The organism is Mesorhizobium sp. NPDC059054, from assembly GCF_042739215.1.
In the GTDB taxonomy this organism is placed as follows: Bacteria; Pseudomonadota; Alphaproteobacteria; order Rhizobiales; family Rhizobiaceae; genus Mesorhizobium.
Genome location: NZ_JBHYHV010000007.1, coordinates 126206 through 150155, shown reverse-complemented (window position 1 = coordinate 150155; position 23950 = coordinate 126206). Strand labels below are relative to the sequence as shown.

Sequence of the window (23950 nt, the reverse complement as noted above, 5' to 3'; positions counted from 1 at the left end):
AGGAGGCGCCTGTGTCCATCTTCTCCGTTGCCGACCTGCGCGTCGCGTTCGGATCGAGGGAGATCGTCCACGGCGTCTCCTTCGCCGTCGAGCCGGGCAAGACCCTCGCGATCGTGGGGGAATCCGGATCCGGCAAGACGGCCTCGCTGCTCGGAGCGACCGGCCTGCTGCCGCCTTCAGCGAGGGTTCGCGGCAGCGTCCTGCACAAGGGCAAGGAGTTGCTCGGCCTGCCGGCCCGCGACCTGCGGCTCAGGCGGGGCGCGGAGATCGGCTTCATCTTCCAGGATCCGCTAAGCAACCTGCATCCGCTGAAAACGGTCGGCGACCAGATCGGCGAGGCGATCACCGCCCACCGCCGGGTGAGCCGGCGAGAACTGCGCGAACGCGTGCTGGCGCTTCTGGCGGATGTCGGCATCCATAACCCCTTGGCTCGCATGGACGACTATCCGCGCCAGTTCTCGGGTGGCATGCGGCAGCGCGCGATGATCGCCGCGGCGATCGCGCTCAACCCCGGTCTGATCATCGCCGACGAGCCGACGACGGCGCTCGATGTCACCGTGCAGGCCCAGATCCTCGATCTGCTGAAACGAATCCAGGAAGAACACGGTACGGCGATGATCTTCGTCAGCCACGACCTTGCCGTCGTCTCGGACGTTGCCGACGACGTCGCGGTGATGCGCGGCGGCCATGTGGTGGAGCAGGCGCCGGCCGATCTGGTCTATCAGGCACCGCGCCAGTCCTACACGAAGGAACTGCTCGGTTCGGCGCGGCTCGGCGGCCTGGTCCCGCGCGCCAGGGTGTCCCAACCGGCTCCACAGGCTGGGCCGACCCTGCTCTCCATAGACGGCGTATGGCGCTCTTTCGCCGGCCGCTCGCGTGCCGACGGCTCCCTGGTCAAGCCGGTGCTGAATGACATCTCGTTCGACATACATGAAAACCAGATCGTCGGCCTTGTCGGCGAATCCGGTTCGGGCAAGTCGACGATCGGTCGGCTGGTCGCCGGTCTCGATCAGCCGGACGGAGGCAGCATCTCGCTGCGCGATCGCGCTTATTCGCGTCCAGGGCCCGGTGGCGTCGCCATTGACCGGCAGTTGCGGTCGCAGATCCAGATGGTCTTCCAGGACCCCTACGCAAGCCTCAATCCGCGTCGCCGCATCCGCTCCATCCTGGCCGAACCCTACATCATCGGCACCGGGCTCGACGCAGTGGCGATACGCCGTCGCGTCGAGGAACTGGTGCGCGACGTCGAACTGCCTGGAGACGTGCTCGACCGTTTTCCGGCGCAGCTTTCCGGTGGCCAGCGCCAGCGCGTCGCCATCGCCCGCGCCATTGCGCTCGAGCCGTCGCTGATCGTCGCCGACGAACCCGTCTCGGCGCTGGACATCACCACGCAGGCGAGGATCATCGCGCTGTTGCAGGCGCTGCGCCGGCGACGGGCATTGTCGCTGCTGTTCATCTCGCATGATCTCGGTGTCGTCTCGGAACTGTGCGACCGCGTCGTCGTGCTGGAGAAGGGCGTCGTCGTTGAGGCCGGCGAGACCGCCCGCGTCTTCGCAGCGCCGCAGCATCCCTATACGCGCAGGCTGATCGACGCGATTCCAGGAAAAGCGTTGCGGCGCAGCGTGGAGACGCCGGAACGGATCGCGGCGCATGGCTGAAATCCGTGCCATCGCGGCGCTCGGCGACGATGTGCTGCAGGGCCGCAATGAGGTCGTCAGGTCGTACGCGTCGCTCGTCGTCGGTGCATTGCTGTGCGATCGATCCTTCCGCATCGGGGCGTTGATCATCGCCTTCGTGGTCGCCGGCGCGCTGCTGGCGCCCTTGGCCGCATGGCTGCTGGGGCACGGGCCGACGGAGCAGTTCCGCAACACGGCATTGACGGAGATGGGGCTGCCCACCGGTCCGACACTGGAATTTCCGCTGGGCGCCGACGGCAACGGTCGCGACGTGCTGGTGAGGACGCTCTACGGCGCACGCGTCTCGCTGGCCATCGCCATCCCGGCGACGACGCTCGCCATGATCATCGGCACGGCGGTCGGCCTGATCAGCGGCTTTCTCGCCGGCCGCGTCGACCGCATCGTGTCGCAGGTGATCGACGTCGCTCTCTCCTTTCCCTTCATCGTCACGGCGCTCAGCCTGCTGTCGCTGAACCGCGGCAGCGACGGCAAGGTTCTGGTGCCCCCCTCGCTGGTCGTGGTGCTGATCATCACGCTGTTCTCGTGGACCTATTTCGCGCGGCTGACGCGCGGGCTGGTTCTGGTGCTGCGGCGCAGCCCGCTGGTCGAGGCCGCGCAGACCATCGGCGCGTCCAAGGCGCGCATCATCGTGCGGGAGATCCTGCCGAATATCGCGCCGGTGATCCTGGTCTACTGGGCGGTGCAACTGCCGACCAACATCGTCGCGGAAGCAACGCTCTCCTTCCTCGGCGTCGGCGTGCAGGCGCCGCAGCCAAGCTGGGGCAACATGATCGCCGAAGCGCAGCGTTCCTCGCTCTATCAGCTGCAACCCTGGTTCCTTCTCGGGCCGGGCATTGCGCTGTTCCTCACGGTGGCCGGCTTCAACACGCTGAGCGCAGGCCTGCGCAACGTGCTCGATCCGCATCGGCACAGCGGGTGACGCCATGATCCGGCATGTCGGCGGACTGGTCTTCCGCGCCCTCTCGACGCTGCTCATCGTGCTGGTGATCGCCTTCTTCATCACACGCATCGCCTACCGCAATCCGGCGGCGATGCTGGCGCCGCGCAATGCCAGCCAGCAGGCGATCGACGCGATCGCCCATGCACTGCGGCTCAACGAGCCGTGGTACCAGCAACTGTGGTATTATCTCTATCGAGGTCCCGACATCCAGGGTGCGCCGATGGGGCTCACCCACTGGCCGCCCGGGCTGGGATATTCGTTCCGCAAGCAGACGGCGGTTACGGACCTCATCCTGTCCAAGGTCTCGGTCACCCTGTCGCTGGCGCTTGGGGCGGTGGTGATCTGGATGGCGCTTTCGATCATCCTCGGTGTCGTCGCCGCGCGCCGGCAGGGCTCCTGGGTCGACAGCCTCATCTCCGGCGTTGCCTATGTCGGCCTGTCGGTGCCGACCTTCCTGTCCGGCATCCTGATTTCCTACTTCCTGTTCTTCCAGCTTTCGAACCACGGGATCTTCTGGTTTCCGAGCAGCGGCTACGTTGCACTGACGCAGGATCCGCTGGAGTGGGCGCGCCATCTGGCGCTGCCCTGGCTGACGCTGGCGCTCGCTGAAATCGGCATCTTCCAGAGGGTGGTGCGGGCCAGCATGCTGGAGGTGCTGAGCGAGGACTATATCCGCACCGCGCGCGCCAAAGGCCTGCCGGAATGGCGCATCCACTACGACCACGCGCTCAAGGCGGCGCTCAACCCGGTGATCACGCTGGGCGGACTGGAGCTTGCCGTCATCATGGGCGGCGCGATCGTCACCGAAACGATTTTCGGGCTGGATGGGGTCGGCCGCCTGGCCATCAACTCGGCGCTCGAAGGCGATTTTCCGGTCGTCATCGGGACGACGATCTTCGCGGCGGCATGCTTCGTCCTGTGCACCTTCGCCGTCGACATCATCGCCCGATGGCGCGACCCCTCGAGCGTTTCATGAGTCCGCAGGCCGGAGGCCGGCCCCGGCCGTTGGGGGTGGAGGCTCCCGCAATCCGTTCCCATTCCCGTCGGGATGTTTGGCAAAATAGTTCGCGAGACGGGATGCTGCCGCAGCGTCTTCGCTTATCGAAATCCATTTTGTCTATAATCTTAGTATAGTTATTTCGTGCCGCCGTTTGTGGACTGGCAGGTGCCGCCACCGGCGTTCCATCGGCCATTCCCGGGCAGGTCCTGCGAAGTGACATATCGCGGGATGTCGCTTGCGGCGCTCGTCGATGCAACCAAGGCTGCTCGGCAAAGGTAGACCAGACATGTCCCGCTTCCTGCGCTCTCTCGCGCTGTCCGTCGTCCTTTCACTTTCGGCCTGGAGCAGCGCTTTGGCGCAGGAGGCGGGCGGCACGCTCAACCTCATCGTCCAGCCCGAACTGCCGACGCTGAATGTCGGCGTCAACCGCCTCGGCCCGACCACCTATGTCGGCAACAAGATCTATGAGGGCCTGCTGACCTATTCCGCCGACCTGAAGCCCGTGCCCAGGCTGGCGGAGAGCTGGACGGTTTCCGACGACGGTCTTGTCTACACGTTCAACCTGCGGCGCAACGTCAAATGGCATGACGGGCAGCCGTTTACAGCAAAGGACGTGGTCTTCAGCTTCGAGAAATTCCTGCCGGCGCTCCAGGCGCGTTCGCGGCTCAATCTTGCCGAAGTGAAGGAGATCGCCACGCCGGATGATCACACCGTGGTGTTCACCCTCAAGGCGCCGTTTCCGGCCTTCATCTTCGTCCACAACACCGCCGTGCTGCCGGCCCATCTCTACGAAGGCGTGACCGATTTCCGCAACGCCGGAGCCAATACGAAATTCGTCGGCACCGGGCCGTTCAAGTTCGCGGAGTGGAACAAAGGCTCCTTCATCCACCTGGTGAAGAACCCGGACTATTGGGGCGACGGCAAGCCTTATCTCGACGACATCTTTTTCCACGTCATTCCCGACGCCAACAGCCGCGCGATCGCCTTCGAGACCGGCCAGGTGGATGTCCTGCGCGCCGGCGACGTGGAGAATTTCGACATCAGGCGGCTCGCCGAACTCGACGGCGTCGAACTGACGGAGGCAGGCTGGGAAGTGCTGCAGCCGGTGGGCTATATCCATCTCAACAACCGCCACAAGCCGCTCGACGACGTGCGCGTGCGCCAGGCCGTCGCCCATGCGATCGACCGGCAGTTCATCATCGACACCATCTTCGCCGGCTTCGGCCACGAAACCAACGGCCCGCTGTCGCGCCTCTCGCGGTTCAAGGACACGGCGGCCGAGACGAAATACGAATACGATCCGGCCAAGGCAAACGCGCTGCTCGACGAGGCCGGATTGAAGCCGGACGCGAACGGAGTGCGCTTTGCGGTGAAGCTCGTGCCCCTGCCTTATGGCGAGCTCTGGCAGCGGCAGGCGGAGTACACACGCGAGGCACTCGCTGCGGTCGGCATCAAGGTGGAGCTCGTGGCCACCGACGTGCCGGGCTGGTTCAAGCGGCTCACCAGCTTCGACTACGATCTCGGACAGAACTTCGTCTACACGACCGCTGACCCGGCCGTCGGCATCAGTTACGCCTACACCACGGTCGAGGGCGACAATGCCGGCACTACCGGCGGCAATGTGAACGGTTATTCCAATCCAGAGGTCGACAGGCTGCTGGCCGAGGCCGGGCATGAGAACGATGCCGAGAAGCGCAAGGCCCTCTATTCGCAAGCCCAGAAGATCATCTCTGCCGAAGTGCCGCTGATCTGGACGCACGACATCGTCTTCCCGACGCTCTACCGCGGGAAGGTCCGCAATCTCATCACCACCGGCTTCGGCACCGACGAGAACTTCGCCGATGTCTGGCTGGCGAAATAAGGGCGGGCAGGGGATGGACCGCCTTGGCTTTCTGACGGGACGGGCCGCGAGAGCAATCGTCATCCTGCTCGGTGTGATCGTGCTGAACTTCGTGCTGCTTCGGCTCGCTCCCGGCGACCCGGCATCGGTGCTGGCCGGCGATCAAGGGGCTGCCGATGCGGCCTTCGTGGAGGAACTGCGCCATGACCTTGGCCTGGATCGTTCCATTCCCGAGCAATTGTGGGTCTACGCCAGGTCGCTAGCGCAGCTCGACTTCGGCCAATCCTATCGCGAGCAGCGACCCGTCGTCGATATCGTCGCCGAGCGCCTGCCGGCGACGTTGCTTCTGACGCTGACGGCCTTCGGCTTCGCCCTTGCCGCGGGTATTGCGCTGGGATCGACGGCCGCGCGGCATGCGGGCAGCCTGCTGGACACGGTCCTCACCGGCATCTCCGTCATGTTTTTCGCCATGCCGCTGTTCTGGATCGGCCTGATGGCGATCCTGTTCTTCTCCGTCTGGCTCGACTGGCTGCCATCCTACGGCATGGCGACCGTCGGCGCCGGCCATTCCGGATTGTCCCATGTCGCCGACATCGCCTTGCATCTCCTGTTGCCGGCGCTGACGCTCGGCCTGTTCTACATGGCGATCTACATGCGCGTGACCCGCGCCTCCGTGCTGGATGTGCTCGACCGCGATTTCGTGCGCACCGCCAGGGCCAAGGGCCTGAAACCTGGGCTGATCTGGCGCAGGCACGTCTTGCGGAACGCGCTGCTGCCCATCATCACCTTCGCCTCGCTGCAGGCCGGCCATCTGATCGGTGGCTCGATCTTGATCGAGACCGTGTTCGCATGGCCCGGCATCGGACGTCTCGCCTTCGACGCCTTGATGCAGCGCGACTACAATCTGCTGCTGGCGATCTTCTTCATCACCTCGGCGATCGTCGTGGCGATCAATCTCGTCGCCGATATCCTCTACGTCGCCGCCGACCCGCGCATAAAGCTGGGGGCCTGATCCGATGGCGGGGCCGAGAGAAATTCTGTCGAGGAACCCGGGCGCAGCCGTTGGCACGGCGCTTCTGGCCGCGATCCTGTTCCTGGCGGTGTTCGCCGACCTTCTCTACCCCGGCGATCCCTGGCGGATGGCAACGCGGCCGAACCTGCCGCCCTTCAGCCCCGGTTATCTGCTGGGCACCGACATGCTGGGCCGCGACCTTGCCGCCGGCATCGCGCATGGTGCGCGCGTCACCCTGCTGATCGCGGTGGCGGTGACGGGGCTCGCAGTGGCCTTCGGTGTCGCGGTCGGGGCGGTGGCCGGCTATTTCGGCGGGCGGGTCGACGACATCGCGATGCGTTTCACCGAGTTCTTTCAGACCATTCCAAGCTTCCTCCTCACGGTGGTGATCGTCGCCATCGTCGCGCCGTCGCTGACCTCGATCGTTCTCGCCATCGCCCTGGTCAGCTGGCCGCAGATTGCGCGGCTGGTCCGGGCCGAGGTGCTCAGCCTGGCCAGCCAGGATTTCGTCCGCGCGGCGCGCGTCGGGGGACTGTCGACGCCGCGCATCATCTGGGGCCACGTCCTTCCCAATGTGCTGTCGCCGGTCATTGTCGCGGCATCGCTGATGACGGCCACCGTCATCTTGATCGAATCCGGCATCAGTTTCCTCGGGCTCGGCAACCGCTCCTTTGTCTCGTGGGGGTATCTGCTCGGCACCGGCCGGACGGCATTCAGGGTCAACTGGTGGCTGTCGACCATTCCCGGCGTTGCGATCTTCCTCACTGTGCTGTCGCTCAACCTGGTTGGCGACGGCCTCAACGATTGGCTCAACCCGCGCAGCAGCGGCCGGGGCAAGCGCGGATGACGGCACTGGTCGAGATCGAGAACCTCTCCGTCGCCTTGCCGGACGATGCCGACAGGCATCTCGCGGTCGAGCGGGTGTCGCTGCGGATCGACCGCGGCGAGGTCCTTTGCCTGGTCGGCGAATCCGGCTCGGGCAAGTCCGTCCTCGCCGCGGCCATCGCCGGCCTGCTGCCCCCGAAGCAGCTTCGGATCACCGGCGGCAACATTCGCTTCGACGGTGTCGACGTGACGAGATTTTCCGAGGCCGGGTTCCGGCGGCTGCGCGGCAAACGCGTCGGCTTCATCTTCCAGGAGCCGATGAGCGCGCTCAACCCGGTGCTGACTGTCGGGCGGCAGATCGAGGAGGCGCTCGCCGCGCACGACAATGGCGATCGCACGGAGCGTGCCGCCCGCGTGCTGGAGCTGGTGCGCGCGACGCGCCTTCCGAACCCGGAGAACATCGTCCACCGCTACCCGCATCAGCTTTCGGGCGGGCAGCGGCAGCGCGTGATGATCGCGATGGCGATCGCCAACGAGCCGGACCTGTTGATCGCCGACGAACCGACCACGGCGCTGGACGTCACGACCCAGGCCGAGATCCTCCGGCTCATCCTCGACATCAGGCAGAGGCTCGGGCTCGCAGTACTCTTCATCACCCATGATTTCGGGGTGGTGGCCGACATCGCTGACCGGGTGTCGGTCATGAAGGAAGGCCGCATGCTTGAAACGGGCACCGCCACCGCCGTGCTGGAGCAGCCACGCGATCCGTACACGCGGCGCCTCATCGAGGCTGTCCCGGAACTGCATGCCGGCGTGGCCATGAAGAGCGTCGCGGGTGATCCGCTCCTCGCGGTCGAAGGCCTCGTCAAGACCTACCGCGAGCGACGCGCGCCCTGGCGCCAGGCGAAGTCGCAGACGCGGGCGCTCGATGGCGTCGGCCTGACGATCGGGCGAGGGGAGACGGTTGCGCTGGTGGGCGAGTCCGGCTCGGGCAAGACGACGCTCGGCCAATGCATCGTCGGACTGGCCGATTGGGACGCCGGCAAGCTTCGCTTCGACGGGAGGGAACTCGCCGGGACGGCGCGGGAGCGGGCGCTGAGGCCACGCATCCAGATGGTGTTCCAGGACCCTTTCGCCTCGCTCAACCCGCGTCACCGCGTGCGGCGTATCCTGACCGAGGCCGCGATCGTCAACGGCTTGCCGCGCGAGGCCGCGGAAGAGCGCATGCTCGGGCTCTTGTCGCGCGTCGGGCTCGATGCGGCGGCGGCCGACCGGTTTCCGCACGCCTTCTCGGGCGGCCAGCGCCAGCGCATCGGCCTAGCGCGCGCCTTGATGCTGCAGCCCGAATTGCTCGTTGCGGACGAGCCCGTTTCGGCCCTCGACGTCTCGATCCAGGCGCAGATCCTCGATCTGCTCGCCGAGATCAGGCGCGACCTCGGCCTGTCCATGCTGTTCATCACACACGATCTTCGTGTCGCCTCCGCTGTCGCCGACAGGATCGTGGTCATGCAGGAAGGCCGGATCGTCGAGGACGGAACGTCGGGACAGGTGCTCTCGCGCCCGCGCTCCACCTATGCGCGCGCGCTGCTAGCGGCGGTGCCCGGTCTTGGCTGGGACCATCGGCGGCGGGCAACGGATCGGGCAGCCGCCGAATAGTCAGGACTTCGACGCGGCAGGGCCGGCCCGCCCTCACCTTGCACCCCATCAACTCGATTTTGAAGCACGTACGAACAAGGAGTGAATGAAGATGACCGCAGTGGGTGAACCAATCTCGCTGACCTACTTGCGTCCTGCCACAGCGAGGGAAGACGAGCTGGTGGCGCGCTTTCGGCCGATCTTCGACCGGATCGCCGAGGGCAATGTCGAGCGCGAGCGCAATCGCATCTTTCCTTTCGAGCAGGTGCAATGGCTCAAGGATGCCGATTTCGCGCTCGTGCGCGTGCCCGAGGAGTTCGGCGGGTGGGGCGCCTCGTTGGAGCAGACCTACTATCTCCTGGCCCTGCTGGCGGAAGCCGACGCGAATATCGCCCACGTATGGCGCAATCATCTCGCCTTTATCGAAGATCGCCTCAATGCGCAGCCATCACCGGCCAACGACCGCTGGTTCCAGCGTTTTCGTGACCGCGAGTTCGTCGGAGGCGGTTGGACCGAAGCAAACAACGGTACCTACGCCACCATCAAAACGACCGTGACCCGCGAGGACGACCAATACAAGGTCACCGGTGCGAAGTTCTACGCCACCGGCAGCCTCTATGCCGACTGGCTCGACGTGATCGGCAAAGATGAGGACGGCTCGCTCATCACCACTCTGGTGACGCGCCACCAGCCGGGCGTCGTGCTCAATGACGATTGGCCAGGTTTTGGCCAGCGCACCACGGCAAGCGGCAGCGCCACCTACCATGATGCCGTGGCGCGCGAGGGAGACGTCTTCCCGGCGAGTGAGCGTGTGGTCTACCAGGGGCATTTCTACCAGACGGCAATCCTGGCAGTGCTTGCCGGCATCACGCGCGCCATCCTGCGCGACGGCATCGCGGCGCTCAAGTCGCGCGGGCGCAACTATCCGCAAGGCCTGAACCCCGTCCCGGCGCTCGATCCGCAACTGCTGCAGGTAATCGGGGAAGTATCGGTGCGGGTCTTCTCCACGGAAGCGGCATTGCGCCGTGCCGCAAACGCGCTCGACCTCATTGCCGCCGCCCACGCGGCGGGCGACATCGCGTTGCGAGACAAGCTCGTCGTCGCCGGGGAAGTGGCGGTCGCGCAGGCGCAACTCGCGATCATAGACGGCGTCCTCGACGCGGCGACCCATGTCTTCGACGCTCTGGGTGCGTCGGCCACTTCCGAAGAAACCGCGCTCGACCGCCATTGGCGCAATGCGCGGACGCTCGCCTCGCATAACCCGGTTGCCTACAAGGCACGCATCCTGGGGGACTATCTGGTCAACGACAATTCGCCCGCGTCGAGCATCGCCCGACTTGGGCGGGGCGGCCAGGGCAACTAGGAGACGCCACGATGACAGCTCCTTATCTTGCCCTTGGCCTGGCCGGACCGCACCTTGTGGAACTCAGCGCAAGCCGTGCGCTGCTGTCCCGATGGGACGCATTGCCGGTCGCGTTCAGCGTGCTGGGCATCGACCGGGTCGACGGCAGCACACCGGCACCGGTCACGCTTGCGAGCAGTGCCGTCGGCGCGACCCTGGCGGGCGCGACGAAATACGGGCGCTTTTTCATTGCCGCGGCACCGCAGCGTGACCACCCGTACAACATTGCGCGCCGCGTCGCCTCGCTTGCCCACCTGTCGCATGGCCGCAGCGGCCTGCTGATCGGGGTACGCGATGGTTATGCGCCCGAAGGCCCGAGGCAAGCCCCCGCCTGGGGTGGAGCGGGACTTGGAGGCGGTGCGCCGCTCAACGCCCAGACAGCCTACGATGCGGCCCGGGCGGTGCGTGCGCTTGAGCAAAGCTGGCCGCACTCCTCGATCATCGGCAACCGGGAAACCGGTATTCTGGTGGAGTCGAACCGCATCGTGCATGTCGATATCGACAGCAGTTTCTCCATCGCGGGACCGTTGAACGCGCCCGAGCCGGCGACGGGGGCGTCGGTGATCGCGTGGTATGCCGCAACGGCAGCGGACAGCCCGCCGGGCAGCGATCCGATCGAACTGGTCATCGGGGATGGGGGCTCCATACCCGTGGTGGCGCTGGGCAAGGAGCCGCCGGCGGGTGGGGTTGCGGGCGTCGTCCTGCGTGCCGGCCTCGAGCATTCGGTGGACGACTTGCTCGACGCCGCCGAGCGGTGGCTTGCCGACGGCTTCGTTCCCGTTGCGCCCGGTGGATCCCTGCGCGGCGCGCTCGGTCTGTCCGCCCCAGCGCCGCTGCCCGCCACGGCGCGCGCCGCATTTCCGGTGCCGCGGCCGCACGTCTCCCTCTAGAGCAAGTCCAGCAAAAGTGCGCAGCGATTTTACGTCCGGAATTGCGCAAAAACAAAGCGTTAGAGCATTTTCGCGTTTCCGGGAAAACGGAAACGCTCCAGGCAACAACGGAGACATCACCGATGACGTCCAAGCGATCCGGTCACGTTCTTCTCGGCATCAACGTGCTGGTGCTGGGCTATCTCCCGGCGGCATGGAAGACACCGCTGCTGAAGAAGGATTCCTTCATCGACGCAGATTACTGGGCGAACCTTGGCAGGACCGCCGAACGCGGCACCCTCGATGCCCTGTTTCTGGCTGACGGCCCGCTGCTGGGCGACCCGGCGTATGACGCCAATCCGATCCGTCTCGAGCCGACGGTGAACTGGGGCCAGGTGGCGGCGGCGACCTCGCGCGTGGGGCTGGTCGCCACCGCTTCGTCGACCTTCAACGACCCCTTCGAACTTGCCGAGCGCCTGCTCTCGTGGGACCATCAGACGGGTGGTCGCGCGGCATGGAATGTCGTCACCACCCGCGGCGTCCCCGCAGCGCGCAACTTTGGTATGCCCGACATCCCCTTTCGCGACGACCGCTACGAACGCGCTAGCGAATTCGTCGATGTGGTACGGGCGCTGTGGGATTCGGCAGCCACGAACAGCGACGTGCACCACCGTGGCGAGTTCTTCCATGTCGAGGGCCGTCTGCGCGTGCCGCCGTCGAAGCAAGGCCGCCCGATCATCTTCCAGGCGGGGGGCTCATCACAGGGTCGCGCACTCGCGGGGCGCGTGGCTGAAGGCGTCTTCGCGGCCGAACTCACCAAAAATCAAGCCATCGAGCACTATCGCCTGGTCAAGGGTTTCGCACGCGACAACGGCCGCTCGCCTGACGACATCAAGATCCTGCCGGGCCTGCTGCTCAGCCTGGGCAGCACGGAGGAAGAGGCACGCCGCCGCAGCGATGATCTCCATGACGCAGGCCCGGCGTCCTACTCGATCGGCTGGCTGTCGCAGGCAATCGGCTACGACGCCTCGAAACTCGAACTCGACGAACCGTTTCCCGAGGATGTTCTCCGCCCTCTCAACGACACTCAGACCTTTTCAGGCAGCGTAGGCTTTCGAGAGTCGATCATTGCGCAGATCCGCAAGACCAACCCCACCGTTCGCGAATATCTCAAGCAGACACGCTACACCGGGTCAGGCCATGCCGGCTTCGTCGGTACTCCCGAACAGCTTGCCGATCACATCGAGGATTGGTTCCACGCCGGGGCCATCGACGGCTTCAATCTGCAACCCGATCGACTGATCGATGGGCTCGCGGTGATCGTCGATGAACTCGTGCCTATCCTGCGCAAGCGCGGCCTGTACCGTCACGAATACGAGACGGAAACGCTGCGCGACCACTTCCGAGCAGCCTCGCCGACGCCTGCCTTCTGACCGGTGCTTCGACAGATGCAGTGTGGCCAACTGCGCGCGCCGACCGGATTTTGCCCGCTGTCACCCTACGCAACGACCGCTCTGGAATCTGGCGCACAAGCCGAGGCTTGGGCGCTGCGGCCGCTATTCTTTCGATCCAAGCACATCTTCCTTCTTGCTTGGCCGCAAATTGAATGATCTGCGGAAGGCCCGCGGCGTATTTCCAGTCCGCTTTCTGAACACCTCGTAAAAACGACTGCTCGATCCAAATCCGCAGCCATATGCGATCGATAGGATCGGCTCTTCCGTGTCGGCCAGCAATTGTATTGCGCGCGCGATACGATAGCGGATGAGATATTCATTGACGGAAATGCCCAGCACCTGGCGAAAGGCCTTGTTCGCAGTGGTCGGATGCATTGCCGCGAGATTGACCAATTGGGGTACGGTCAGGGGCTCGGCGTAGTGTCTGTTGATCAGTTCGGTGAGAACTTCGACATGACGAATTGCAGGCCCGGATGAGAGCGACCTCAATCGATGTGGCGAGAGTTCCTTCTCGCCGCTGGTATCGAGAATAAGACGGCGAATTCTAAGCTTGACTTCTTCCATGGCGAGCTCGCGCCGTGTGGGGTCGCCTTGATCCCATTCTTGCACCCACCGCTCCGAAATTCTGGCGTCAGTCAAGCTCTCATACGGCTCAGACAGGAACGTGCCCTGCATCACTCGGCGTCTGGCTCCTCGGTCGACTGGTAAGCTCAGGAAATCAGCCAACGGGAGGTAAATACAGATCAGGACAGCGTTGGCGCTAACATCTATCGTCTGATGCGGTATGGCCGCCCAGAAGAGTACGAGCCGGTTGGCTTCTACATGTTCCTGCCTTCCATTGAACAGATAGGTCATGCGTCCATTGAGCAGCAGGTTCAGTTCTAGATGGTTGTGCCAGTGAGCGGCAGCCATCGCTGAGGCAACATGACTTTCGATCAGGAAGTCGTCCTGAGATACAATAGTCGCCTCTTGCTGATCGGTCGGTTTCTGGGACATCGCCGGCCTAGGAATCTCGAATCTCGGATTAATTGTCAAAAATGCAGGAGGAAACTCTCACATAAAAGAGTGACTATCATCGCGTCACTTGCCAGCGGAAAGTTCGTTCATGCCCAAAATTTGTCTCGTCGGTGCAGGCAGCACCGTCTTTGCCCAGAACATTCTGGGCGACGTTCTGTCCAGCAAGAGCAGAGGCGACTACACCATAAGTCTCTTTGACATTGATCCCGAACGCTTGAAGACCTCGGAGATCGTCACTCGCCGCATCTGCGAGGCGCTGAATCTCGATCGGATCCGGGTTGAGGCGACGCTTGATCGCCGTCTGGCCCTGCAGGGGGCGGATTTCGTCATTCTTATGATGCAGGTTGGCGGTTACAAACCGGCCACCGTCACCGATTTCGAAGTTCCAAGGAAACACGGGCTCCGGCAGACCATAGCCGACACGCTTGGAATCGGCGGTATCTTTCGCGGGCTGCGCACCATTCCGGTTCTCCAGGCAATCTGCCGCGACATGGAAGAAGTGTGCCCCAACGCCTTGCTCATGCAATACGTAAATCCGATGGCGATCAATTGCTGGGCGATCAAGGAGATTGCCCCGGCCATTCGGACTGTAGGACTTTGCCACAGTGTGCAGCATACAGCGGCCCATCTCGCGGATTGTCTTGGAGAGAAGGTTGCCGACATCAACTATCTTTCGGCCGGGATCAACCATGTCGCATTCTTTCTCAAATATGAGAAGCTGCATGCCGACGGTCGCCGCGAAGACCTCTATCCGAGACTGCGTGCCCTTGAGGTGGAAGGACACGTTCCATCCGACGATCGTGTTCGTTTTGACGTGCTGAAGCGGCTTGGGCACTTCGTCACGGAATCGAGCGAACACTTTTCGGAATATACGTCCTGGTACATTAAGGAAGGGCGCCAGGATCTGGTCGAGCGGCTCAACATTCCGTTGGACGAATATATCCGCCGCTGCGAGGTTCAGATCGCCGAATGGCATGCATTGCGTCGGGACCTGGAGGGCGGCAAACCGATAGAAGTCTGTCGTAGCAACGAATATGCCGCTGGGATCATCCATGCCGCTGTGACAGGCCAATCGGCGCTGATTTATGGAAACGTTCCAAACAATGGATTGATCCAAAACCTGCCGGATGAATGCATCGTTGAAGTGCCCTGCCATGTTGATCATAACGGCATACAGCCTGTACGGATCGGACGAATACCCTCCCAGCTCGCAGCGGTGATGAGGTTGAGCGTGTCCGTGCAGGAGTTGACGGTTGAAGCAGCGCTCACGAAGAAGCGCGATCGCATTTATCAGGCAGCTCTGCTGGATCCTCATACATCGGCGGAATTATCGCCGGATCAGGTCTGGAAGCTGGTCGACGATATGATCGAACGTCACGGCGATCTGCTGCCCGCATATCATTGATCCCTATCTGAACAGAACAGCAACCTTGTGGCGCGGCCCTTCTCGAGAAGGGCCGCGCCTTCGCGTTTGCATGCCTGGTGCGATCAAAAATGATCAAAAACCATCAAGATTCTGATTGACACTGATTTTTTATAGCAGATATTTGATCGAAATAGAGGCGATCGGGAAGGGGAGGAGCTTCATGAGCCAGCCGGGAGGAGTGAAGGTCGATCGTCTCGACGCTATTCGCAGCCATTTGTATGCGAACGGATTTTCGACCATTCAGGCGCTTGCGGATGCCATCGGCGCCTCGCTGGCAACCGTCCGCAGGGATTTGCAGGTCCTGGAAAGAGAAGGCGTCATCGACCGCACCCACGGCGGTGCCCGGATCGCGGATGGCTCGTCCGTAGAGCTTGCCTTTCAGGAACGGGCAAAGCGACATCTATCCGCCAAGCGCGCGATTGCGACGTCGGCCTACAGTCTGCTCACGCCGCGTACTTCGATCTTTCTCGATGCGGGAACCACCGTGCTGCAGCTTGCGCGCCTGATCCGCCTCAACCCCATTCCGCTTCGCATCTTTACCAACGGGCTGACGGTTGCCCAGGAATTCCTCGATGTTCCCAATTTGGAAGTCGCGTTGCTTGGCGGACAGCTGCGTAGCGAAAATGCGTCGCTTGTCGGGCCGCAAGCTGAAGCGATGCTGGAATCAATTTGGTTCGATCAACTCTTCCTCGGGGTAAGTGCCATCAGCCCCGATGGGGCGATCTACAGCGTGGACAGCGCAGAGGCGAGCCTCAACAAATGCATGCTCACCCGCTCCGCGCACCGCTTTGTACTCGCTGACTCTTCGAAGTTCGGCACCATGGCGACGTACAAGGTCGCTCCGTTGAGTGCAGCGAAAGTGATCACCGATACCGGCCTGTCCACGCATTGGCGAAGCGAGCTTGCCAACCTTGGCGTTGAGACAACGATCGCGGATCTGGGAACGCAAGAGTGAACGGCGACCTGATCCTTGGCGTGGATGGCGGCGGTAGCAAGGTACTGGTCGCACTCGCGGACAGAACCGGCACAGTTCTGCGGATGTCGCGCAGCGGCGGCGTCAATCCGATGGACAATCCGAACTGGCGGCGCGAACTGGATTTTTCCCTGCATCCGTTCGAGGGGGAACAGCGGCTTGCCGCCGTCGCCGCCGCTTTGCCCGCCTATGGCGAGGTGGCCAATCTGTCAGAACAGCAGGCCGAGGCTATCGGGACCAGCTTCCCGAAGGCGCGGCAGCATCTCCTCAATGATGTCGAGGCAGCCCATCTGGGCGCATTTGTCGGCCAGCCCGGCATTCTCATCCTCTCCGGAACCGGTTCGATGGCTTGGGCACGCAACGCCGCTGGCGTTTCGGCGCGTGTTGGAGGATGGGGTGATGTCATCGGGGATGAGGGTAGCAGTTATTGGATCGGGCGGGCGGCCCTCAGCCTTGTCAGTCAAAGTCTCGACCGGCGCGCAAGCCAGACCGCACTAGCCAAGGCCGTGTTTGAGTTCCTGGACCTAGACAGTTCCGATCCGGTCAACGCGCTTGGCGGATGGGTGAGCAAGCTGGCCAATCCTCGTGCCGATATCGCGGCCCTTTCTGTTTTGGTTGATCGTGTCGCAGGCGCTGGAGATCCCGGTGCGAAACAACTGATTGATCGGGCTGCCGTCGAACTCGCCAAGCATGTCCAAGCCATAGCGCCCCATTGTGACCGGATGGCTGACTGGACCTATGCGGGCGGAACCTTTGCAAGCCGCTCTTTGCTTGCCGCAGTTGAACGGCGCATCGGAAGCCCGCCCGTCAGACCGAAGCTTCCTCCCATTGGCGGTGCTCTCCTTGCGGCCGCCCAACTCCTCGACTGGCCAGTGGATGATGGCTGGATCGCGCAAATCGCCGCCACGGCAAAGACTGCGGCGATGCATTCAGGTGAGTAACCTCAACAAGAAGGAAAGAAGGGAACATGCGTAAAATTACTTTGCCATTCGTCGCGCTGGCGACGCTCATTGCCGCCGGCCCCGTTCTCGCTCAGGAGGCGAAACCGCTCGCCGGACAATCGATCACCGTGCTGATGCCTTCCCCGCAAGGTGCCACTGTCGCAGCAGATTTCGAGGCCGAGACCGGGATTCATGTCGATCTGCAAACACTGTCCTGGGACGACATTCGCCCCAAACTCGTCACTGCACTGGTTGCCGGCACCGCGCCGGCCGACGTCACGGAATTTGATTGGTCCTGGACCGGTCAGTTCAGCGCTGCCGATTGGTACATGCCACTCAATGACGTCATCGATGCCGATACGGTCAACGATATCGCCGTCGCGAAGATCTTCAGCGTCGATGGCAAGCTGCTTGGAGTTCCCTACACCAACGACTTTCGGGTGATGCTGGTAAACAAGAAGCATTTCGAAGATGCCGGCGTTGCGGAGATGCCCAAGACGCTCGACGACCTGGTCGCCGCGGCGAAAAAGATCAAGGCGAAAGGGGTGTCCGAATATCCGATTGGACTGCCGCTTTCGGCAACCGAGGGCGCCTCGACAAGCTGGTACCTTTTGACCAAGGCCTTTGGTGGGGAACTCTTTGACAAGGATTTCAATCCGCTTTTCACAACCCCGGACTCGGCCGGTCACAAAGCACTGAGCTTCGAGTTGATGCTTTTGAAGGAAGGCTTGGTCGATCCAGCTTCTACCGGTCTGAAGGACAGCCAGATCAATGATGCGATGTTCTCGCAGGGGCTGACGAGCATCATGGTTTCCGGCGAGCCGGGGCGTCTCACACAGATGAACGACCCCAAGCAGTCGAAGATCGCTGGTCAGGCCGAGGCAATCCTGGTCCCCACAGAAAGCGGCAAGACGCGGAGCTTCGGCCTGCCGGAAGCACTTGCGATTCCCAGAGTCTCGCAAAACAAGGAAGCCGCCGTTGCTTTCGTCAAATGGTTCACCAGCAGGGATTTCCAGAAAAAGAATGCGGTCAACGGCATTCTTCCGACCCGAACATCGGCGTTGGCGGAGTTGAACCAGGCCGGGAAGCTGCAAAGCGGCAATACGATCGTCGAGCAATCAAAGACCGTCGACGCACTCTTTCCGCAAGGAACGCCGACCTGGTATCCTCAATTTTCAAGCGCTGTAAACACTGCGATCAATAGCGCCGCGAAAGGCCAGATCACTGTCGATCAGGCCATGCAGAACATTGCAGAGGCTGCAAAGCAGGCCGCGGCGCAATGACGATCGCAATTGCTGCGGCGGGAAACAAGCGTGGTGTCGGGGTTAACGCCGACACCACGCTTGGAATACTGCTTGTCTCTCCGATCCTGATAACGATGGCCGCCCTGGTCTTCTTCCCGATCGGAAGGACGCTCTGGGATAGCCTTCACAGGGTCAATCCCATGCAGCCTGGGACACCCTTTGTTGGTCTCGAGAACTACACTCGGATGTTCTCCGACGGACAATTGGGAACGACGTGGATCAACACGCTTCTTTACGTCATTCTCGCCGTCGTAGCCGAAACGGTCTTCGGGGTGCTCGCTGCAGCGCTCATCAACCAGGTCAAGGTCGGCCGGCGATGGTTGCTTGCCGCAGTCGTGCTGCCCTGGGCACTTCCCGGCGTCGTCAATGCAGTGATCTGGCTCTGGATCTACCAGCCCGGCGCGGGGCTGCTGAACGGCATTTTGTCAGCGATGGGACTGCCGTTCGAAAACCACGTCTGGTTTAACGACCGTACCAGCGCGATCATTGCCGTTACGGTGGTTCACGTTTGGCGCATGATGCCTTTGACAGTCGTCATTGTGCTTGCTGCGATGCAGAGCATTCCTGCCCATCTTTACGAGGCAGCGCGGATTGACGGCGCGACGAACAGGCAAATGTTCACCCTGGTCACCCTGCCGCTGGTGCGCAGCGCGATAGCCGTCGCCATGACCAATGCGACCGTCAATGCATTCAACCTTTTCGATGAGGCGTGGGTGTTGGCGGGCTCGAGCCTGGAGACGCGCCCTGTTCTCGTACAGATCTACCTCGAGACGTTCCAGAATCTTCGGTTCTCGTACGGCATGGCTCTTTCGGTTGTGATCACATTCGTGTCGCTGCTGGTCTCGCTTGTCTATGTCCTACGTGTCTATCGCAACACACGGTTGGACTGATGAAACAAAGCCTTGGCCATCGTCTTTTCATTTGGACCGGTGTTGCAGTCCTGCTGATTTGGTCTCTCGGGCCGATCTATTGGACGCTTGCAAGTTCGGTTACGCCGGCTGAAGATTTTTCAGCCCGCCCCATCCATTTCCTACCGCAACGCTTCACGCTCGATCATTTCTCACGCCTGCTTGGAATCGACTTGGCGCGGATCGGTGGCGTGGAGGTTTGGGCGCAGTTTCGCTCTGCACTTCTGAACAGCATCGTCACGTCGATTGCCGCCACAGTTCTGTGTGTCGCGATCTCCGCCCTGGGCGCCTATGCATTCACACGGCTGACTTTTCCCGGACGGCGATTTCTGTTCGGCGCCGTTGTCGCGACACTAGCCATCCCCGCTTACGCGGTCTTGATACCGCTCTATCAGATCATGATCAGCCTTCGCCTGGTCGATACCTATCTTGGCGTGGCATTGATCTATGTATCGGCATATCTGCCGCTGTCGCTCTGGTTGCTACGCAGTGTCTTTGAGGCCCTGCCGCTTTCCCTGGAGGAAGCAGCGCAACTCGACGGCGCTGGCCGCCTGTACATCTTCTTCAAAATCGTGCTGCCATTGGCCGGGCCTGGTCTGACGGCCGCTGCAATCCTGACATTTCTCGGCGCCTGGGGGCAGTATCTGGTCCCGCTGATATTCTCGCCAAATGTGACGAAACCGCTGACGGTTCTGATCCCCGAATTCGTCACCAAGAACTTCATCGACTACGGGCTGATCACGGCAAGTGGCTCGATTGCCATCATCATCCCTGCACTCGTTGTCATCTTCCTCAACCGGTATCTGGTCAGCGGGCTGCTGGCGGGCTCGGTCAAGTAAATCGGAGTTACTATGAATACGACAGAAAAAGTCATCTTTGAACAGTTTCCCTTTTGGGAAAAAGCGATGAGCAGGATCCCAACTGCTTCCGATTCAAAGCTGAAGGTTTTCGTCGGCTGCGGTACGTCGTATAATCTGGCGCTTTCGCTTGCTACCTATTCCAATTCAGCTGGCCAGCCTGCAATCGCAGTCCCTGGCGGGGAATGGCTCAATCATCCAAAGCTATCCTGGCCGGACTGGAAATCGACTCATGTGGTGGCACTTTCCCGTAGCGGTGAAACCACTGAGACCGTGGCCGCGGCCAAAGCGAGCCGCATCGCCGGAGCTCATGTCAGCGCAATCACCGTTGAGGCGACAAGTTCGCTTGCCAAGAATTGTGACACGCTGATCGAAGCCGAAACCCATGACGAAGAAGGCATCGTCATGACAGTTTCGGCAAGTCTGATGCTGCTTTTGGGCATGCAGATGATCGGGGCTCAAATCCCGCCATCGATCGTCTCATCTGCGCGCCGCTTGGCTGATCAACTCGACGCGGGCTTGCCCGGAATCCTCGCGGGACGCTCGCATTTCGTTTTCCTCGGCAGCGGTTCGCTGTACGGCATCGCCCTGGAAGGCGCATTGAAACTGATGGAAATGAGCCAGATCGTCACGCAGGGCTTCCATCCGCTGGAGTATCGGCATGGACCGATTAGTCTCGTCGACGAAAAGACCGCCGTTGTCATGCTTTACGGTGCCGATCAGAAGGCCGCGCAAGCGCTGCTGGTCGACGAGGTGCGGGAAAAGGGAGCGACCGTCATCGGCTTCGGCGGTCCAGGCGACCTGGAATTGAGTGTCGGTTGCGATCCTGCCTTTACAGGCCTTTGCGCACTTCCCGCCTTGCAGATTCTTGGCGAACGCGCGGCGCAATCCAAAGGAGTCGACACCATCGCCCCCCGTCACCTGACCAAAGTCGTGATGCTGGGATGAACGTGTCCGTCGAACACAATCGCAGTTCCGCGCTGAGGCAACTCCTCCGTAACCGCATGCCGAAATTGCCACGCGGGATCACATCGGTTTGCTCCGCGCATCCGCTTGTCATCGAGGCGGCGCTGAAGCACGCAGCCTCCGAGGGCTCGGCGGCCCTGATCGAAGCAACCTGCAATCAGGTCAATCAGGAGGGTGGTTATACCGGGATGACACCGCGCGATTTTCGACGCTTCGTCGAAGACATAGCGTCCGCGGTCGGCTTTCCAATTGAGCGCCTTATCCTCGGGGGCGACCATCTCGGGCCGAATCCCTGGAAGAAGCTTCCTGCGCATGATGCGATGGTCTGCGCCGAAGCAATGATGGCGGCATATGTCGAGGCTGGATTTGAAAAGATTCATCTCGACACGTCTATGGGCTGTGCCGGCGAACCTGTCGCCTTGACCGACGAACTGACCGCAGGGCGCGCTGCCCGATTGGCGAGGGTGGCGGAAGACGCCGCGCTTCGGTCCGGCCATCGGGCGCCTGTCTACATCATAGGTACCGAGGTTCCACCGCCTGGTGGTGCCTCGCATGCCCTTGATAACCTGGAAATCACCCGGCCAGAGGCATCGATAAGCACACTTGAAGTGCACCATGCTGCATTTGCGAAAGCCGGTATAGAAGCAGCGATCGAGCGCGTGATCGGCATCGTTGTTCAGCCTGGCGTCGAGTTCAGCAATGCCGATGTTGCCGTTTACAGACCAGATCGGACGCATGCGCTGGTCAGTGCGCTGGACCACATGCCGGGCCTGATCTTTGAGGCACATTCCACGGATTATCAGCCTGCTCGTGCCCTTGCAGCGCTCGTGGACGGCGGGTTCGCGATCCTAAAGGTCGGCCCTGGTCTGACTTTTGCGTTGCGCGAGGCACTTTATGGCCTCGATGCCATCGCGAAGGTTCTCGCGGCGGAGGCGTCGTCGGATTCGCTTTACGCGATCATGGAAACAACAATGCTTGAAAAGCCAGAGTCGTGGGGCTCGTATTATGGCGGATCAGCTGAGGAACAGCGGCTGCAGCGGCATTTCAGCTATAGCGATCGAATCCGCTACTACTGGCCGGACAAGCGGGCAGTGTCAGCTGTCGAGAGCCTGTTTACACGTCTGGATGGCGATATTCCGGAAACGCTGATCAGTCAGTATCTCGGCCGGATCTATCCGGCTGTGATCGACAAAAAGGTTCCGCCTCGCGCGCGGGATCTCTGCATTGCGGCGATCGAGATGGCTCTAGCGCCTTATTCTGCCGCGACGATTGCATAGGTCCGTTCCACGCTTCGTGCGATCGACGTGATCGATCACTGCGCAGGAAGTCAAATCAACACTAACTGGGGATTATGATGGCGTCAGTAAGCGTGACTAATGTCCGCAAGAGCTATGGTCATGTCGAAGTTCTGCATGGTGTGGGTATCGAGATTGAGGACGGAGAGTTCGTCATCCTCGTCGGACCTTCCGGCTGTGGGAAATCCACCTTGTTGCGCATGATTGCGGGATTGGAGGACATCAGCGGCGGGGATATCGCGATCGGCGGAAAGGTAGTCAACGAGGTCGCTCCGAAACACCGCGACATAGCCATGGTATTTCAGTCCTATGCTCTCTATCCGCATATGACCGTCGAAGCGAATATGGGATTTTCGCTGCGACTGGCGAAGGCGCCGAAGAACGAGATCCAGCAACGCGTGCGCGACGCTGCACGGATTCTTGGCTTGGAAAATCTGCTCGATCGCTATCCCCGCAACTTGTCTGGCGGTCAGAGGCAGCGTGTGGCGATGGGCAGGGCGATTGTGCGCCAGCCGCAGGTCTTCCTCTTCGATGAACCCCTGTCCAATCTGGACGCCAAGCTGCGTGTCCAGATGCGGTCTGAAATCAAGCAACTGCATCAACGCCTTCGCACCACGACGGTTTATGTCACGCATGACCAGGTCGAGGCGATGACAATGGCCGACAGGATCGTGGTCATGCGAGACGGCTACGTCGAACAGATCGGCTCGCCGCTGGATCTTTATGACCGACCGGACAATCTTTTTGTCGCCAGCTTCATCGGTTCGCCCGGTATGAATCTCATTCGCGGACATATCAGCACTGACGGCCCAGTCGAGTTCATCGCTGCGGATGGTGGCCGCATGCCTCTCCCGGGAAAGTTTGACCTCGAACGGGGGGCAGAGGTGGTTTACGGGCTACGACCGGAACACGTTACGATCGGTGAAGGCGGTGTCGATGCCGAGGTCATCCTCATCGAGCCGACCGGCGCCGAAACGCAGATCGTCTGCCGTATTGGCGCTGAGAATGTTGTTGTGGCGTTGCGGGATCGAATAGCAGTCTCCGCTGGCGATACGTTGTCCCTGGTACCCGACCTGGGCAAATTGCATCTTTTCGACGGGGTAACGGGCAGACGACTTTGATTGAAAACGACGTCCACGCCGCATGGCGGATGGGCAGCGCGGCAAGCTGTCAGTTTGCTCCTGAACGCTGATCCGCAGGCGCGTGCTGGCATTTCGAGAGTTTGTCCCGACGCTTGGTGGGGGCGAGGCCTGCAGTTCGTCGCACTATCAAGTTCGCGCGCTCATCGCACGGTCATGATGTGCGGCCGATCCCGCAGAGCGATGGGTTCAGGCTCGAATTGCAAAGGAGGTTGGCGCTACCCCAACATGCGTGTCGCCGTCTCGTTCCGCGCGCCCAAGACGTTCGGCAAGGATGACGGCGAGTTGCACGGCGTTGTCCGTCGCCGGTTGCTTCACCGACACCACGAACGACATTGAGCACCGTGCGACCAAGTCGAAATATCCATGGAGCAACGCCAGGTCGAAAGGATGAACTGGACCAACTTTCAGGGGATATCCCTTTCTCGATTACCGTTTCAGGCATTGCTG

General features: G+C 61.9%; 20 protein-coding genes. 19 read left to right on the top strand and 1 reads right to left on the bottom strand.

Going from position 1 to position 23950, the window contains the following annotated elements; genetic code table 11:
- The first annotated feature begins 11 nt into the window (after positions 1–11).
- The 10 genes from ACFWXH_RS27265 to ACFWXH_RS27220 all read left to right on the top strand — a co-directional run bounded on the left by ACFWXH_RS27265 (position 12) and on the right by ACFWXH_RS27220 (position 12653).
- Positions 12–1658 (top strand): dipeptide ABC transporter ATP-binding protein, encoded by a 1647-nt coding sequence (locus tag ACFWXH_RS27265; RefSeq protein ID WP_379124562.1) that lies wholly within the window; start codon positions 12–14, stop codon positions 1656–1658.
- A complete protein-coding gene (locus tag ACFWXH_RS27260) occupies positions 1651–2616 on the top strand; it encodes an ABC transporter permease (protein WP_379124561.1) in 966 nt (321 codons plus the stop codon). The genes ACFWXH_RS27265 and ACFWXH_RS27260 overlap by 8 nt, the downstream gene beginning before the upstream one ends.
- A gap of 4 nt (positions 2617–2620) precedes the next feature.
- On the top strand, positions 2621–3613 hold the full coding sequence (locus ACFWXH_RS27255) for an ABC transporter permease (protein ID WP_379124560.1): 993 nt from the start codon (positions 2621–2623) through the stop codon (positions 3611–3613).
- A 310-nt stretch (positions 3614–3923) separates the two neighbouring features.
- Positions 3924–5498 (top strand): ABC transporter substrate-binding protein, encoded by a 1575-nt coding sequence (locus ACFWXH_RS27250; protein WP_379124559.1) that lies wholly within the window; start codon positions 3924–3926, stop codon positions 5496–5498.
- Between the two features lie 13 nt (positions 5499–5511).
- Entirely contained in the window at positions 5512–6489 is a 978-nt protein-coding gene (locus ACFWXH_RS27245) for an ABC transporter permease (protein ID WP_379124558.1), read from the top strand.
- A gap of 4 nt (positions 6490–6493) precedes the next feature.
- Positions 6494–7336, top strand: coding sequence for an ABC transporter permease (locus tag ACFWXH_RS27240; protein ID WP_379124557.1), 843 nt, complete (start codon positions 6494–6496; stop codon positions 7334–7336).
- Complete coding sequence (locus ACFWXH_RS27235; RefSeq protein ID WP_379124556.1) at positions 7333–8970, top strand: dipeptide ABC transporter ATP-binding protein; 1638 nt, start codon at positions 7333–7335, stop codon at positions 8968–8970. Before ACFWXH_RS27240 ends, ACFWXH_RS27235 begins: the two co-directional genes overlap by 4 nt.
- Positions 8971–9061: 91 nt before the next feature.
- Positions 9062–10312, top strand: a complete 1251-nt coding sequence (locus ACFWXH_RS27230; protein ID WP_379124554.1) for an acyl-CoA dehydrogenase — start codon at positions 9062–9064, stop codon at positions 10310–10312.
- Positions 10313–10323: 11 nt separating this feature from the next.
- Positions 10324–11241: a hypothetical protein gene (locus tag ACFWXH_RS27225; RefSeq protein ID WP_379124553.1), complete on the top strand. Its 918-nt coding sequence runs from the start codon at positions 10324–10326 to the stop codon at positions 11239–11241.
- A gap of 122 nt (positions 11242–11363) precedes the next feature.
- The gene (locus ACFWXH_RS27220) at positions 11364–12653 is read left to right on the top strand and encodes an NtaA/DmoA family FMN-dependent monooxygenase (RefSeq protein ID WP_379124552.1); all 1290 of its coding nucleotides are present in this window, start codon (positions 11364–11366) and stop codon (positions 12651–12653) included.
- Between the two features lie 123 nt (positions 12654–12776).
- On the opposite strand, the gene ACFWXH_RS27215 is transcribed toward ACFWXH_RS27220, so the two are convergent.
- The gene (locus tag ACFWXH_RS27215) at positions 12777–13670 is read right to left on the bottom strand and encodes a helix-turn-helix domain-containing protein (protein ID WP_379124551.1); all 894 of its coding nucleotides are present in this window, start codon (positions 13668–13670) and stop codon (positions 12777–12779) included.
- A gap of 109 nt (positions 13671–13779) precedes the next feature.
- Between ACFWXH_RS27215 and ACFWXH_RS27210 the strand changes: the two genes are divergently transcribed.
- The 9 genes from ACFWXH_RS27210 to ACFWXH_RS27170 all read left to right on the top strand — a co-directional run bounded on the left by ACFWXH_RS27210 (position 13780) and on the right by ACFWXH_RS27170 (position 23482).
- Positions 13780–15096: an alpha-glucosidase/alpha-galactosidase gene (locus ACFWXH_RS27210; RefSeq protein WP_379124550.1), complete on the top strand. Its 1317-nt coding sequence runs from the start codon at positions 13780–13782 to the stop codon at positions 15094–15096.
- Positions 15097–15277: 181 nt separating this feature from the next.
- Positions 15278–16072 (top strand): DeoR/GlpR family DNA-binding transcription regulator, encoded by a 795-nt coding sequence (locus ACFWXH_RS27205; RefSeq protein WP_054312712.1) that lies wholly within the window; start codon positions 15278–15280, stop codon positions 16070–16072.
- Positions 16069–17031 carry an N-acetylglucosamine kinase gene (locus tag ACFWXH_RS27200; protein ID WP_379124549.1) on the top strand — a complete coding sequence of 321 codons (963 nt, stop codon included), beginning with the start codon at positions 16069–16071 and terminating at the stop codon, positions 17029–17031. Before ACFWXH_RS27205 ends, ACFWXH_RS27200 begins: the two co-directional genes overlap by 4 nt.
- 26 nt (positions 17032–17057) lie before the next feature.
- Positions 17058–18314: an ABC transporter substrate-binding protein gene (locus ACFWXH_RS27195; RefSeq protein ID WP_379124548.1), complete on the top strand. Its 1257-nt coding sequence runs from the start codon at positions 17058–17060 to the stop codon at positions 18312–18314.
- Positions 18311–19225, top strand: coding sequence for a carbohydrate ABC transporter permease (locus tag ACFWXH_RS27190; protein WP_054312715.1), 915 nt, complete (start codon positions 18311–18313; stop codon positions 19223–19225). Before ACFWXH_RS27195 ends, ACFWXH_RS27190 begins: the two co-directional genes overlap by 4 nt.
- Entirely contained in the window at positions 19225–20082 is an 858-nt protein-coding gene (locus ACFWXH_RS27185; protein WP_054312716.1) for a carbohydrate ABC transporter permease, read from the top strand. Before ACFWXH_RS27190 ends, ACFWXH_RS27185 begins: the two co-directional genes overlap by 1 nt.
- A gap of 12 nt (positions 20083–20094) precedes the next feature.
- On the top strand, positions 20095–21048 hold the full coding sequence (locus tag ACFWXH_RS27180) for an SIS domain-containing protein (protein ID WP_379124547.1): 954 nt from the start codon (positions 20095–20097) through the stop codon (positions 21046–21048).
- Complete coding sequence (locus ACFWXH_RS27175) at positions 21045–22343, top strand: D-tagatose-bisphosphate aldolase, class II, non-catalytic subunit (protein WP_379124545.1); 1299 nt, start codon at positions 21045–21047, stop codon at positions 22341–22343. Before ACFWXH_RS27180 ends, ACFWXH_RS27175 begins: the two co-directional genes overlap by 4 nt.
- Before the next feature lie 77 nt (positions 22344–22420).
- Positions 22421–23482, top strand: a complete 1062-nt coding sequence (locus ACFWXH_RS27170) for an ABC transporter ATP-binding protein (protein ID WP_379124544.1) — start codon at positions 22421–22423, stop codon at positions 23480–23482.
- Positions 23483–23950 lie beyond the last annotated feature (468 nt).

Coding starts and splice junctions, on each gene's coding strand:
- ACFWXH_RS27260 (WP_379124561.1), top strand. CDS start 1,651: ATGGCTGAAATCCGTGCCATCGCGGCGCTCGGCGACGATGTGCTGCAG.
- ACFWXH_RS27255 (WP_379124560.1), top strand. CDS start 2,621: ATGATCCGGCATGTCGGCGGACTGGTCTTCCGCGCCCTCTCGACGCTG.
- ACFWXH_RS27250 (WP_379124559.1), top strand. CDS start 3,924: ATGTCCCGCTTCCTGCGCTCTCTCGCGCTGTCCGTCGTCCTTTCACTT.
- ACFWXH_RS27245 (WP_379124558.1), top strand. CDS start 5,512: ATGGACCGCCTTGGCTTTCTGACGGGACGGGCCGCGAGAGCAATCGTC.
- ACFWXH_RS27240 (WP_379124557.1), top strand. CDS start 6,494: ATGGCGGGGCCGAGAGAAATTCTGTCGAGGAACCCGGGCGCAGCCGTT.
- ACFWXH_RS27235 (WP_379124556.1), top strand. CDS start 7,333: ATGACGGCACTGGTCGAGATCGAGAACCTCTCCGTCGCCTTGCCGGAC.
- ACFWXH_RS27230 (WP_379124554.1), top strand. CDS start 9,062: ATGACCGCAGTGGGTGAACCAATCTCGCTGACCTACTTGCGTCCTGCC.
- ACFWXH_RS27225 (WP_379124553.1), top strand. CDS start 10,324: ATGACAGCTCCTTATCTTGCCCTTGGCCTGGCCGGACCGCACCTTGTG.
- ACFWXH_RS27220 (WP_379124552.1), top strand. CDS start 11,364: ATGACGTCCAAGCGATCCGGTCACGTTCTTCTCGGCATCAACGTGCTG.
- ACFWXH_RS27215 (WP_379124551.1), bottom strand. CDS start 13,670: ATGTCCCAGAAACCGACCGATCAGCAAGAGGCGACTATTGTATCTCAG.
- ACFWXH_RS27210 (WP_379124550.1), top strand. CDS start 13,780: ATGCCCAAAATTTGTCTCGTCGGTGCAGGCAGCACCGTCTTTGCCCAG.
- ACFWXH_RS27205 (WP_054312712.1), top strand. CDS start 15,278: ATGAGCCAGCCGGGAGGAGTGAAGGTCGATCGTCTCGACGCTATTCGC.
- ACFWXH_RS27195 (WP_379124548.1), top strand. CDS start 17,058: ATGCGTAAAATTACTTTGCCATTCGTCGCGCTGGCGACGCTCATTGCC.
- ACFWXH_RS27190 (WP_054312715.1), top strand. CDS start 18,311: ATGACGATCGCAATTGCTGCGGCGGGAAACAAGCGTGGTGTCGGGGTT.
- ACFWXH_RS27185 (WP_054312716.1), top strand. CDS start 19,225: ATGAAACAAAGCCTTGGCCATCGTCTTTTCATTTGGACCGGTGTTGCA.
- ACFWXH_RS27180 (WP_379124547.1), top strand. CDS start 20,095: ATGAATACGACAGAAAAAGTCATCTTTGAACAGTTTCCCTTTTGGGAA.
- ACFWXH_RS27175 (WP_379124545.1), top strand. CDS start 21,045: ATGAACGTGTCCGTCGAACACAATCGCAGTTCCGCGCTGAGGCAACTC.
- ACFWXH_RS27170 (WP_379124544.1), top strand. CDS start 22,421: ATGGCGTCAGTAAGCGTGACTAATGTCCGCAAGAGCTATGGTCATGTC.